Below are 11883 nucleotides of genomic sequence, written 5' to 3'. Positions count from 1 at the left end.
CAGCCGATGGATGTGGCTGATTACAGTCAGAGACTTTTAAGTTTTGAGTTCTGAATCAAAAACTGTTTAACTTGGGACTCGTATGCGGCGGTTCGATGCCGGGAAGGCAGGAAGCTTTTAACTTCACTGCGTCTGGCGGATCTATCGCGCCGTTTGTAGACCTACCGCTCCTAGCACTTATCCACCTTAACTAAAAATTAGCAATTTCTTCGGCTTTTACCCAAGGCCCAACGGCTGAGTTTAGTCTTTAAATGGTGATATTTCGGGCAAAAGTTGTAGCTGTGGCGATCGGGGTCACAATAAGATTGGATTTTACCTACCGAATTCTGCCTGCATCCTGGCTGGGGCAGAATTTTTGGTTTTTTCCCTATTCCCGTGCCTTGTTTTAGCCAAACGTTAATTTCCTTAACTCTTCTTAACAATTCGGTTTTCCGTAGGAAAGCCAACAGAGGCGATGCCCGACTTGATGGTTTGGGGCGGTTCCACCGCCACAGCACGGTTACAGAACCCGACTTGGAGTTTCCAGCTGCATTCACGCATCTACCGCAGGAATGAGATTTGCCCCCACTCGCCCAACCAGAATTTACCTTCTAAGAGAGATAAGTTCCTGTAATAATTTGTAATAAACAAACGCGGGCGAGCATTGTATAAAGTTATCAGAGGGTTGAAACGACAGGCCAAAGTTAACAAAAACACTGATTGACAAGGTTTGTCGCATCTCATAAAAGGTGTAAAATTTTCTAAGGTTTCTTAAACCTCCGTTGCAATGTAACAATAGTGCAGGTAGCGGAAAGGGAGAGATCGATCGAAGCAGCAGATTAGCTGGCATCAAATTTCAACCCTTGCAGGCTCTCGTAGCCTGAACAAATTTAACTTAACGGTTTTATACCGCAACCAAACTCAATTAACTCAAATAGGAGAGTTCTTTCATGTTTGACGCATTTACAAAAGTGGTTTCCCAATCTGACGCTCGGGGCGAATTTCTAGCTCAGGGCCAACTCGATGCTCTCAGCAGCATGGTTTCCGACGCCAACAAGCGGATTGACGCAGTAAACCGCATCACCGGCAACGCATCCAGCATCGTAGCCAATGCAGCTCGCACCCTGTTCGCTGAACAGCCACAACTGATCGCTCCTGGTGGCAATGCTTACACCAACCGCCGCATGGCAGCTTGCTTGCGCGATATGGAAATCATCTTGCGCTACGTCACCTATGCAACATTTGCAGGCGACGCCAGCGTTTTGGACGACCGCTGCTTGAACGGTCTGCGTGAAACATACCAAGCTCTGGGAGTTCCCGGTGGCTCAGTTGCAGCCGGCGTGCAAAAAATGAAGGAAGCAGCAATCGCGATCGCTAACGACCCCAACGGTGTTACCCGTGGTGATTGCAGCTCGCTGATGTCTGAAATCGGCAGCTACTTCGACCGCGCAGCTAATGCAGTCGGCTAAAAATAGCCAAGCGAACATTTCTTGTAAAGAAGCGAGCATCGCATTTTTGCAAACAATCATTTTTGTACAAAAACAACACAACATTAGGGAGAAACCAGAACAATGAAAACCCCTTTGACTGAAGCAGTAACAGCAGCCGATTCTCAAGGCCGTTTCCTGAGCAGCACTGAACTGCAAGTAGCCTTCGGCCGTTTCCGCCAAGCAGCAGCAGGTTTGGAAGCAGCCAAAGCGTTGACCGCCAACTCTCAGCGCTTGATCGACGGTGCAGCTCAAGCTGTGTACAACAAATTCCCGTACACCCAACAAATGCAAGGCCCGAACTACGCTTCTACCCCAACAGGTAAAGCTAAGTGCGCTCGCGACATCGGCTACTACCTCCGCATGGTCACCTACTGCTTAGTTGCAGGCGGCACCGGTCCGATGGACGAGTACCTGATTGCAGGTGTTGACGAAATCAACCGGACATTTGAATTGTCTCCTAGCTGGTACGTTGAAGCTCTCAAGTACATCAAAGCCAACCACGGTCTGAGTGGCGACGCTGCAACTGAAGCGACTTCCTACATCGACTACGCAATCAACGCTCTGAGCTAGATTTGCGTGATGCCCGGAATTGTAAGCTACTGTTAGCTTGATTGTTAGCGGTTGTTTAGAATTCCGGGCATCTGCGATCAAAGCCTAGTTTTGCAAATACTTTTTTTTAAGCAGTTATCAGTTTTTAAAGCAAAAAAGGGAGAAGCGAAGATGGCGGGATTAGGTGCAGCAGAACGGTTGGGAATAAAAGCATTTGAAGAAGCGGGACGGGTAGAACTGCGTCCCCACTGGACGCAAGACGATGCGAAAGCAGTAATTCGTGCCGCTTACAGCCAAGTTTTCGGCAACGAGTATTTAATGTCGAGCGAACGACTTACCAGTGCTGAATCTCTGCTGCTGCAAGGGCAGATTTCAGTGAAAGATTTTGTGCGGTCAATTGCACATTCCGAAACTTATCGGAAAAAGTTTTTTTATCCGAACTCGCAAACACGGTTAATTGAGCTTAATTACAAGCATTTGTTGGGCCGCGCTCCTTACGACGAGTCGGAAATTGCTTTCCACGTTGATTTGTACAATGCAGAAGGCTACGAAGCTGAAATCAATTCTTACATTGACTCAGTTGAGTATGAAGAAAATTTTGGCGACAGTATAGTGCCTTTCTATCGCGGTTTCGCGACCCAAAGAGGTCAAAAAACGGTCGGTTTTAACCGGATGTTTCAATTGTACCGGGGTTTTGCTTCTAGCGATCGATCGCAAAACCAAACCCAAGCCCGGCTGACTTGGGAAGTAGCGAGAAATATGGCTTCCCCGATACACACGGCCTCCACCGGAAAAGCCCTTGGTGGGACTTCCGGCGGTTCTCGCGACCAACTCTACCGAGTCACCGCAATGCAAGGTTCGGCTAAGTTTTCGCCTCAAGTGCGGCGGACTACTACCGAATATCTCGTGCCTTACGAGCAACTTTCGAGCCGCTTGCAGCAAATCAACAAACGTGGCGGCAAAGTGGTAAGTATTACCACAGCTTAAAGTTTGTAAAGACGTTTTTTTGAAACGTCTTTAGCAAGTTAGGACTAAGGCTAAAAAATTCTTCAATTTTATGTGTATAGGTAAGGTGTGCAGTGCACACCCTACTTTGAGCAGGCGCGCCCAGCGCACCCTAGTTTGAGAAATATTAGCCTTAGTCCTAAAAATCTCAAGTGCAACAAAGCATTAAACTTTTGTCATTAATTTAGGAGAAAATCTGGTGGCGATTACGACAGCAGCGTCCAGACTGGGAACTTCCGCATTGAGCGATGCGCCGAAGGTAGAATTGCGCCCGAACTACAGCAAAGACGACGTTGAAACTGTGATTCGTGCGGTTTACCGTCAGGTGCTGGGCAACGACTATTTAATGAAATCCGAGCGACTTACAAGTTCCGAGTCTTTGCTGCGAGATGGCAGTTTGACTGTACGAGAATTTGTACGCGCTGTAGCTAAGTCAGAACTGTACAAAACCAAGTTTTTCTACAACAGTTTCCAAACTCGGACGATCGAACTAAACTACAAACACTTGCTCGGTCGCGCTCCCTACGACGAATCTGAAGTAGTTGAGCACTTAGATTTGTATCAAACACAAGGCTACGACGCTGATATTGATTCTTACATCGATTCAGTAGAGTATCAAGAAAACTTCGGCGAAAGTATCGTGCCTTACTACCGCGGCTTTAACACCCAGCGCGGTCAAAAAACCGTCGGTTTTACCCGGATGTTTCGCCTCTATCGGGGCTATGCAAACAGCGATACATCTCAACTAGAAGGCAATAACTCTCGCTTAGCGGTCGAACTCGGCACTAACACCGCTACGCCTGTAGTCGGTCCCTCCGGCGGTAACGAAGGTTGGGCATATCGGCCTTCTGCCAGAAACGTAACTCCCAGCAGCACTTTCGGCGGCGCAGCAGCTTACGGCAAAGAAGGGCGGCTGTTGCGCGTGGAAGTTTCGGGCATTCGCACGGGCGGCTATCCCAGCGTGCGCCGCAGCAGCAAGGCTTTCATCGTACCTGTTGAGGATTTGTCGTCGCAAATCCAGAAATTTCAACGCCTGGGCGGCAAAATCGCCAGCATTACTGCAATTTAGTCAGTTGGCAGTTGGCAGTTGGCAGTTGGCAGTTAGTAGCTTTTAGTCAACAGTCAACAGTCAACAGTCAACAGTCAACAGTCAACAGTCCGAATTACCAATTACCAAGAAGCTTATGTTGGGTCAAATTGTAGGTGGAAAAAGTGGCAATACAGCTTCGGCTGGTCGCTGCTTTCGGTATGAAGTTGTGGGCTTGCGCCAAAGCGATGAAACAAATAATGTGGATTATTCGATTCGATCGAGCGCGAGTACATTTATCAACGTGCCTTACAATCGGATGAATCAAGAAATGCAGCGGATTACTCGCATGGGCGGGAAAATTGTCAGCATTCATCCTTTAAGCGCGGGTGCAGAATCATCCCATGAGTCATCCCATGAATCATCCCATGAATCATCGGGTGAGCACCAATAGTTTGGTTGAAGGGGCGATGAAAATCGCTCCTACACAAGCTAGAAGGGGCGATGGAAATCGCTCCTACACAAATGAAGTCCGCCTAGGCGGACTAAGAGTTAATGCAACCCGCGCAAGCGGGTTTTGTCTGTTTAGTTAGTAGCGATTTTAATCGCCGAGTTTCCCCAACCCGCCCAGGGGGGTTTTGTCTGTGTAGCAGCGATTTCAATCGCCGAATAACTAATAACTAATAACTAATAACTATGGATTATTACGAATCCGACTCACCGCCGGCGGGTGTAGCTGAGGGCGAGTCTTTAACAGTTGAACAGGCGATCGCAAATTTGCACTCCCAAGATGACAGTCTCCGATATTATGCTGCTTGGTGGATTGGTAGATTTCGAGTCAAGGAACCGGCAGCTATTGCAGCTTTAATTGCCGCATTGGAAGAAGAGTCAGAACAAACAAAAATCGGCGACTATTCCCTATTACGAAATGCGGCGCGGGCTCTAGGTAAATTGGGCGACAAACAAGCCTTACCAGCGCTGATTCGCTGTTTGGAATGCGCGGATTATTACGTGCGAGAAGCGGCGGCTCAAGCTCTAGAAATGCTGGGTGATCGCGATTCTATTGAGCCGCTAATGAAGCTATTGGATGGGGGCGTAGCTGTGGCTGTGCGAGTGCCCGGAAAATCGCACCTCGTGCAACCTTACGACTCGGTAATTGAAGCTTTGGGAACGCTGAAAGCGACAGAAGCAATACCGCTAATTTCACCTTTTTTAGAACATTCTGTGGAGCGAGTGCAGTACGCTGCGGCGCGGGCGATGTATCAGTTAACTGGTGAGCGGATTTACGGAGAGCGGTTGGTAAGAGCTTTGAATGGGGATAATTTGCAGTTGAGGCGATCGGCTTTGATGGACTTGGGGGCGATCGGCTATTTGCCGGGAGCACAAGCTATTTCTGAAACTTTAGCAGAAAATAGCCTGAAATTGATTGCGCTCAAAGGAGTTTTGGAGCATCACCTCAATCAACAAGAATCACTATCTTTATCAGATGAATCTATCCAAGTTATGAACTTAATGGATAGCCTTTTGTAAATAGCGCAGGTAACTATTAACTTAATGATTAATACCCAATCCGAGCGCTGTTTGCTTCGTTGCTGCGAGGGATGCCTCTATTAGCTGTTCGCCAAATTTCTTCACTTGCTCAACTAAAATCTCTCCAGCACTTTCGGGAGAACCAGCATTAAAAGGTGGTGCGGGATTATACTCTAGAAGTAACTGAATCATTTTGGCAGTTTCCTCGCCGCAGAGTGTGCCAACAACCACCAATCCAAAATCGATACCAGCAGTTACGCCACCGCCTGTGATGCGATTTCGATCGACAACCACTCTTTGAGTCCCAACTTCAACACCCAGCATTGCTAAATGGTCGCGAAATGCCCAATGGCAAGCAGCGCGGTATCCTTGAAGGAGTCCAGCAGCAGCTAAAATCAAAGAACCCGTACAAACCGAGGTGATATATTTTGCTGTTTTTCCCTGTTGGCGCAGAAATTCCAGTACCTCCGCATCCTGCATCATTTCCACCTGCCCGATCGCGCCACCGGGAACGCACAAAACATCTAAAGACGGACAGTCATTGAAGGTGGCGGTAGGTAAAATCGTCATCCCCTCGCTACTCGTCACTGGTTCGAGAGTCTTCCACAACAGCAGAACACGAGTGTCAGGCATCATGGAAAATACTTGGTAAGGGCCAGTCATATCGAGTTGAGTCATGCCAGGAAAAATCACCAGACCAATGTAATATTTTGCTTGAGTTGTCATTTTTCAAATTATTGGAACCTTTGCTAGAGATTATGGTAGGAAGTAATCTCAAAATGGCATAGTCCCCAAGTGAGTACACTTTGAACCCATCAATGACTAATTCTCTTTATGCCCTATTTGACGCGATCGCCTCTGCTCGCGACGAGCGCGAACTTCGACTGCGGTTTATGGATGCAGTTGGCGAGCATTTTGGAGTACAGCGCTGGGGAATCTATTTCTTTGGCGAACACTCCGGCATTGCCGAGATTGATGTTCGCGGGATACCCAATGTTAGTGCTTTTGTAGAGCGCTACGAAAAAGTTGGTCGAGCCGTCGATCCGGTGTTGCGCTACGTGCTTGACTGCCATGCTCCCGCTCACGAAGAAATGGTGCTACCTCTGGGAGGTTGGAAGCATTGCGAACTTTATCAGCGCTGTTGCGCCTACTACGATCACGAACACATAATAACTGGGCCAATTGTAGGCGACGGCCGTCTTATTGGTACAGTTAATTTAGCCCGCGTTGGTGATACACCTGCATTTGGTGGTGAGGAAGTTGCTCGCTTGAGCGCGCTATGTCTTCACTTGTCAGCCCGTCTGGCAAAGTTACAGGTGCCGGAGGCAAGATTCATTTCGCCGTTAGCGAGTCGTTTGACACCGCGAGAGGTACAAATTGCGGAACTGGTAGCACAAGGACTAACGAATGCTGAGATTGGTGCAGCGCTGTGGATTACGCAGAATTCTGTCAAGCAAGCTCTTAAACGGATGTTCCGCAAACTGAATGTTTGTTCTCGCACCGAGATGATAGCGCAACTTCAAGGGATTTTAGGTTCATAGGAAATATTGTTAAAATTAGCAATCTAAAATCTCAAATTGTTTGTAAACCTGTTGTAAATACTATAAGTAAATGGCATTAGAACTAATTCAGGCTGTCGAACAAGCAGATTCTTCCGAGGGCTTGTTAAACGCAGTCAAAGCACTGGCGGCAGCTTCCTCAAAACAAGCAATTCCTACCTTAATTACAGTGCTCGGTTACAACAACCCAGGCGCCGCTGTTGCCGCCGTGGACGGGCTAATTCAACTCGGAGAACCTGCGGTGCTGCCGCTTCTAGAACAGCTTGACGGCTACAATTACGGGGCGAGAGCTTGGGCTGTTCGGGCTTTGGCGGGAATTGGCGATCCCAGGGGTTTGGAGATTTTGCTTGATGCAGCAGCGAATGACTTTGCTTTGAGCGTGCGGCGGGCGGCCGCTAGGGGTTTGGGGACGATTTGCTGGGAACTGATGCCGGCACAACAAATTGCCGATGCTCAACTTCGCGCTGTGAAAACGCTACTGCAAGCGTCCCGTGATCCAGAATGGGTGGTTCGCTACGCAGCAGCGGGGGGTTTGCAAGCTTTGGCGGGTGCTGCGACTGTTAAACCTGATTGGTTAGCCGAAGTTTCGGCCAGACTTGAGGAAATCACCCAAACCGATGAAACTACTTCGGTTAGGGCCCGGGCTTTGCTTGCTAAGGAAAAATTGTTACTTGGCTAGGGTTTGGGCGATCGTCTCTTCCAAGTCCCCTTGACTGAGAGTGGTTAATATAAAGACTTCTTGTACGGTTTTGCCCTGTCTGGCGATGATTTTAAATCCCCCGCGGATGGGTACTGACACTCTTAATGTCATGCGGGGGATGTGTCCTTTAACTTTGTTGATGACGCCCGGAGTGACAGTTTGAATGCCGATTTTTAGGGTGAGGCGCTCTAAAATTGGTATCAAACCGGGAAGGTGGGTAGAGTGATTCCAAACTAGGCGGCCTTTGGGTTGTGCGTTCATAAATATTTAACCAAATTCAACATACCCAGTCTAAGCCACCCCTGGATGGAACCAATTTGAAATTCCCTCAACTTATGTATCAATAACGTTACTGTACTGTGCGTGTCAATCGATTGCGCGATTTTAGATTTTAGATTAAAGAATTGAAGCATTGACCCCACGGATAAATTCGGGGGGCAAGTTTCATCGGATACAAGTTTTTTATTTCTGGACGGATGAATCCGGGGGCTTGTATCCTGGATGATGAAGGTCATTGCCAGCAAACCGAGGCAATCTCAAACCGACATTTTTGATTCCTGGCGCGCAAGCTAAGATTTGATGGCGCAGAATTGTCCTGTACTTTTTGATGTTGTGGGTTGGTAACTATCGATTTTTCTAGTTGAGTTGCGATCGCCCCGATCATTGCTGCGACACTGCAAGGTTTCTTGAGATAGCCGTCTGCTTTAAGTTCCAGGGCTTTTTCCATTTCGGAGGCTGTCATAAAAATAAACGGAATGCTGGCGGTTGCAGGGTGCGATCGCACGGCTGCGAATACTTCAAAACCGTCGAGTTCGGGCATCATGACATCAGACAAAATTAAATCGGGAATTTGGGCAGCTAACTCGATACCAACTTTTCCATTTTCGGCACCGACAGCTTCAAAACCGCGCGATTCCAGAAGTTCTAATACCGTTTCTCTGATTAAGTGATCGTCTTCAATTACTAATATTTTTTTCATTTGTTTGAGGTAGCTCTTTACTTTATTTTTATTGCTCTGTTATTATTGTTACAGGTTATTTTTAAATAATTCAATAGGGTTATTGCAAAAAACCGCTTTTGAATGGCAACTTTTTACGGCTTTGTGTATGCTCGAAGTTACACACAAGACTTGAGTTATCAGCAGCTTTACCTTCTGTAGTAGCGGTAGAAGTCGCTCCGGCGTACCTAGGATTGTGAACGTCTAAAATCCGGGATTCAACAGTTTATTTAAGAGAGATTCCAGCCGCCTGACTCAAAAAGTTTGTATTTGAGTGGCGATCGCAGTTACGTGTAATTAATAAATCCGCCGATGAGCTAAGCGCGAAACTCCAAGCTGTGAAGTTCACAAATTTCGGGCGATCGGGTAAAATATAACTTGGTGTAGCGCTATTAAGTGAGGAAAAAGATATGTCAGAATTTCTCGACTTTCTCAGACATCAGTTTGCCTACGTTGCCATTGGCGAATTTAAACCAGGAAAATTTGAAGCTGCAGAACAGCTTTTTGAAAAAGCCGTTGCAACTTATGCCACAGGTTTTAAGGGAGCATACCTGCTGCAATTGCCCAATACAGACAAAGGTATTGCCATCATTTTTTGGGAAAGCGTAGAAGATATGGCAGCCAATCAAAACGAAGCTTATCAGGAAATATTGAAGCAGATGACGCCTTTGTTTGCGAAAATACCAGACACTGATGTGTATGAAATTGTCAGTGAAATTCAGCCGACAACTGAATAATTAAAAAACCTGCAATCGGCGCGTCATTCCCATACCCATCGGCGTCTTTCGCCCGACTCCGCTGTAAAGCGCAAAATCTGCTAAAGTGTTAATTTGCTTGATAGTAGCAGGAGCTATATCTCCCATAATTCGGTAACTAATATCGCCGACGCAGCCAATAAATTTACTGCGAGAATCCGTACTAACTTCGGTTCGGATCTCGAAGAAACTCGGGAAAATAGCTTCTGTGAAAGTAGATTCGATCGCAAGGCTGCTGTACTTGTTCCAGCGATTCGCTAAACTGCCGAAAATACTTTCACGAGTGGGCATAGCACTATCATATACACCTTGCCGAAAATTAGTAGGAGTGTAAAAAGTAAAAGCAATTTGGCGCTCAGTTTCCGAAGCTCTCTCAAACAATTCGCCGTAAGTACAAAAGTTTACCCAAGGCTGGTCTGATTGCGGTTCGCTCAAAATATTAGTAATGTATATATTTGTCGGGCCGAGATGACAAGGGATCTCGAAATTAAGTTGCTGCCAAAGTTGAGTTAGGCGATCGAACAAACCGTCATCCAGCAGAGAAATTCGCCACCAAATCGGCGTATTTTCCTGAATTGCTTGCTTGTGTTCCCACTGTACAGCCTGCGAAATTGTGCGGGAAGCCGGAGGCAAAACTCTCTTTTGTGGCTGGGGCGTGCTGCTTTTGTAAGCCTCTTTTCTGCTTACTTGAAAAGGGCTTAAAGTGAAAGCTTTTTCATGAGATTGGTCGTGCAGGTACGCGCTCAAATCGCTGTCTACAGCACTCACAAGGTTCAAAAATAAGGCGTGGAGGTGCCGTCCCGTTAAAAACTGGGATGGAATTGGTGCAACTGGTCGCAGGTTTAAAACAAGGCTGTGGGGCATTTTAAAATTATATATACTGTGTCTCTATATATTTTCAGCTACTATTAATAGTATAGCTAAGTTGCAACTTAGATTAAGGAATTTTAATTACGTAAGGTGCACAGTGTGCACCCTACGTTTACGACCATTTGTGGGTCGTCTACACCTACGTTTAGGTTGTGATATTGAGGCAAATCTCTCTGCGGTAAATTTTTAGGCGATCGAGATTTCGGGCGACAAATAAACGTCTTGGATGGCGTGGAACAATTTTACACCTTCTTCAAAGGGACGTTGAAAAGTTTTGCGGCCGGAAATTAAGCCGCAGCCGCCAGCGCGCTTGTTGATTACCGCCGTGCGAATTGCTTCTGCAAAATCGCTTTTCCCGGAAGCACCGCCGGAGTTGATTAAACCCATCCTTCCCGCATAACAGTTGAGCACTTGATAGCGAGTTAGATCGATCGGGTGATCCGTTGTCAAATCCGAATAAACGCGCTTGTCTGTTTTGCCGTAACTGTGGCCACTAGCTTTAGCCACAGCTTCGTAACCGTTATTGCACTCTGGCAACTTCTGCTTAATAATGTCAGCTTGAATTGTCACTCCCAAGTGATTTGCTTGCCCGGTTAAATCGGCTGCAACGTGATAATCTTTGTCTTGTTTAAAGATATCGTTGCGGAGATAGCACCACAAAATTGTCGCCATTCCGTATTCGTGAGCGTGGGCAAAAGCCTGACTGACTTCTTGGATTTGTCGCGTCGATTCGGGAGAACCAAAATAAATTGTTGCTCCGACTGCAACCGCTCCCAAATTCCAAGCTTGCTCCACTGAAGCAAACATTATTTGGTCGAATTGATTGGGATAAGTTAGCAACTCGTTGTGATTGAGCTTGACAATAAAAGGGATTTTATGCGCGTATTTGCGAGATACGCTTCCCAAAACTCCCAGGGTTGTCGCGACAGCATTGCAGCCAGCAGAGATTGCTAGTTTGATGATGTTTTCGCTGTCAAAATAGATGGGATTTGGTGCAAAAGAAGCGGCCGCTGAGTGTTCGATTCCTTGGTCTACTGGCAGGATGGATAAATAGCCAGTATTCGCCAAGCGTCCGCTAGAATAGAGTTGCTGAAGCGATCGCAAAACTTGGGGAGATCGATCGGTTTGAGCAAAAATGCGATCGACCCAATCCGGCCCCGGCAGGTGCAACAAATCTTTAGAAACTTTTGCTTGATGGGTGAGCAAGTCTTTGGCTTCGTCGCCAAGCCAAGATTCGATCGAACTGGGAACTGATAGTGTAGCTGTCATACAGATTTCCCTCTCAATTTCAATTGCAGGCTGATGATTGCAGACATTAACCTTGCTGATATTGTAGCGAAAAAATCATTTTTTCCATCCCGTCAACGCTCGACCCAGTTTTTAAGAAGTTAGCGACAACAGCAGCTAGGACGCGCTACTCTA

General features: G+C 46.9%; 15 protein-coding genes. 9 read left to right on the top strand and 6 right to left on the bottom strand.

Translation table 11 applies throughout. The features are described from left to right. Positions 1-197 precede the first annotated feature (197 nt). Positions 198-536, bottom strand: a complete 339-nt coding sequence (locus QUA74_RS16360; protein WP_333330875.1) for a hypothetical protein — start codon at positions 534-536, stop codon at positions 198-200. 393 nt (positions 537-929) lie between these two features. Between QUA74_RS16360 and QUA74_RS16355 the strand changes: the two genes are divergently transcribed. From QUA74_RS16355 to QUA74_RS16330, 6 genes are all read left to right on the top strand, one after another. Further along, positions 930-1448, top strand: a complete 519-nt coding sequence (locus tag QUA74_RS16355; RefSeq protein WP_333037001.1) for a phycocyanin subunit beta — start codon at positions 930-932, stop codon at positions 1446-1448. Between the two features lie 102 nt (positions 1449-1550). Next, a complete protein-coding gene (gene cpcA, locus QUA74_RS16350; protein WP_172185445.1) occupies positions 1551-2039 on the top strand; it encodes a phycocyanin subunit alpha in 489 nt (162 codons plus the stop codon). A gap of 150 nt (positions 2040-2189) precedes the next feature. Continuing rightward, complete coding sequence (locus QUA74_RS16345; RefSeq protein WP_333330871.1) at positions 2190-3005, top strand: phycobilisome linker polypeptide; 816 nt, start codon at positions 2190-2192, stop codon at positions 3003-3005. Between the two features lie 217 nt (positions 3006-3222). Beyond that, positions 3223-4092 (top strand): phycobilisome linker polypeptide, encoded by an 870-nt coding sequence (locus QUA74_RS16340; protein WP_333330868.1) that lies wholly within the window; start codon positions 3223-3225, stop codon positions 4090-4092. A 115-nt stretch (positions 4093-4207) separates the two neighbouring features. Continuing rightward, positions 4208-4504 (top strand): phycobilisome linker polypeptide, encoded by a 297-nt coding sequence (locus QUA74_RS16335; RefSeq protein WP_333044054.1) that lies wholly within the window; start codon positions 4208-4210, stop codon positions 4502-4504. 242 nt (positions 4505-4746) lie between these two features. Beyond that, positions 4747-5580: a HEAT repeat domain-containing protein gene (locus QUA74_RS16330; RefSeq protein WP_333330864.1), complete on the top strand. Its 834-nt coding sequence runs from the start codon at positions 4747-4749 to the stop codon at positions 5578-5580. Between the two features lie 21 nt (positions 5581-5601). Here the strand turns inward: QUA74_RS16330 and QUA74_RS16325 are convergent, their stop codons facing one another. Then, a complete protein-coding gene (locus tag QUA74_RS16325; protein ID WP_333330861.1) occupies positions 5602-6306 on the bottom strand; it encodes a DJ-1/PfpI family protein in 705 nt (234 codons plus the stop codon). A gap of 92 nt (positions 6307-6398) precedes the next feature. Between QUA74_RS16325 and QUA74_RS16320 the strand changes: the two genes are divergently transcribed. Together QUA74_RS16320 and QUA74_RS16315 are read left to right on the top strand one after the other, a co-directional pair. Next, a complete protein-coding gene (locus QUA74_RS16320) occupies positions 6399-7121 on the top strand; it encodes a LuxR C-terminal-related transcriptional regulator (RefSeq protein WP_333330859.1) in 723 nt (240 codons plus the stop codon). 70 nt (positions 7122-7191) lie between these two features. Further along, positions 7192-7818, top strand: a complete 627-nt coding sequence (locus QUA74_RS16315) for a HEAT repeat domain-containing protein (protein ID WP_333330857.1) — start codon at positions 7192-7194, stop codon at positions 7816-7818. Here the strand turns inward: QUA74_RS16315 and QUA74_RS16310 are convergent. Both QUA74_RS16310 and QUA74_RS16305 read right to left on the bottom strand, forming a co-directional pair. After that, positions 7807-8100 (bottom strand): DUF2103 domain-containing protein, encoded by a 294-nt coding sequence (locus QUA74_RS16310; protein ID WP_190732612.1) that lies wholly within the window; start codon positions 8098-8100, stop codon positions 7807-7809. The genes QUA74_RS16315 and QUA74_RS16310 overlap by 12 nt on opposite strands. Before the next feature lie 250 nt (positions 8101-8350). Next, positions 8351-8818 (bottom strand): response regulator, encoded by a 468-nt coding sequence (locus tag QUA74_RS16305; protein WP_333330854.1) that lies wholly within the window; start codon positions 8816-8818, stop codon positions 8351-8353. A gap of 428 nt (positions 8819-9246) precedes the next feature. On the opposite strand from QUA74_RS16305, the gene QUA74_RS16300 reads away from it, so the two are divergent. After that, positions 9247-9573 (top strand): antibiotic biosynthesis monooxygenase, encoded by a 327-nt coding sequence (locus tag QUA74_RS16300; protein WP_333330851.1) that lies wholly within the window; start codon positions 9247-9249, stop codon positions 9571-9573. Here the strand turns inward: QUA74_RS16300 and cas6 are convergent, their stop codons facing one another. After that, on the bottom strand, positions 9574-10455 hold the full coding sequence (gene cas6 / locus QUA74_RS16295) for a CRISPR-associated endoribonuclease Cas6 (RefSeq protein WP_333330847.1): 882 nt from the start codon (positions 10453-10455) through the stop codon (positions 9574-9576). Positions 10456-10647: 192 nt separating this feature from the next. Beyond that, entirely contained in the window at positions 10648-11730 is a 1083-nt protein-coding gene (locus QUA74_RS16290) for a class I fructose-bisphosphate aldolase (RefSeq protein ID WP_333330844.1), read from the bottom strand. Between the last annotated feature and the right edge of the window lie 153 nt (positions 11731-11883).

The organism is Microcoleus sp. LAD1_D3, from assembly GCF_036702135.1.
Lineage (GTDB): Bacteria > Cyanobacteriota > Cyanobacteriia > Cyanobacteriales > Microcoleaceae > Microcoleus.
This window is presented reverse-complemented; position numbering and strand designations above follow the sequence as displayed.

Coding starts and splice junctions, on each gene's coding strand:
- QUA74_RS16355 (WP_333037001.1), top strand. CDS start 930: ATGTTTGACGCATTTACAAAAGTGGTTTCCCAATCTGACGCTCGGGGC.
- cpcA (WP_172185445.1), top strand. CDS start 1,551: ATGAAAACCCCTTTGACTGAAGCAGTAACAGCAGCCGATTCTCAAGGC.
- QUA74_RS16345 (WP_333330871.1), top strand. CDS start 2,190: ATGGCGGGATTAGGTGCAGCAGAACGGTTGGGAATAAAAGCATTTGAA.
- QUA74_RS16335 (WP_333044054.1), top strand. CDS start 4,208: ATGTTGGGTCAAATTGTAGGTGGAAAAAGTGGCAATACAGCTTCGGCT.
- QUA74_RS16330 (WP_333330864.1), top strand. CDS start 4,747: ATGGATTATTACGAATCCGACTCACCGCCGGCGGGTGTAGCTGAGGGC.
- QUA74_RS16325 (WP_333330861.1), bottom strand. CDS start 6,306: ATGACAACTCAAGCAAAATATTACATTGGTCTGGTGATTTTTCCTGGC.
- QUA74_RS16320 (WP_333330859.1), top strand. CDS start 6,399: ATGACTAATTCTCTTTATGCCCTATTTGACGCGATCGCCTCTGCTCGC.
- QUA74_RS16315 (WP_333330857.1), top strand. CDS start 7,192: ATGGCATTAGAACTAATTCAGGCTGTCGAACAAGCAGATTCTTCCGAG.
- QUA74_RS16310 (WP_190732612.1), bottom strand. CDS start 8,100: ATGAACGCACAACCCAAAGGCCGCCTAGTTTGGAATCACTCTACCCAC.
- QUA74_RS16305 (WP_333330854.1), bottom strand. CDS start 8,818: ATGAAAAAAATATTAGTAATTGAAGACGATCACTTAATCAGAGAAACG.
- QUA74_RS16300 (WP_333330851.1), top strand. CDS start 9,247: ATGTCAGAATTTCTCGACTTTCTCAGACATCAGTTTGCCTACGTTGCC.
- cas6 (WP_333330847.1), bottom strand. CDS start 10,455: ATGCCCCACAGCCTTGTTTTAAACCTGCGACCAGTTGCACCAATTCCA.
- QUA74_RS16290 (WP_333330844.1), bottom strand. CDS start 11,730: ATGACAGCTACACTATCAGTTCCCAGTTCGATCGAATCTTGGCTTGGC.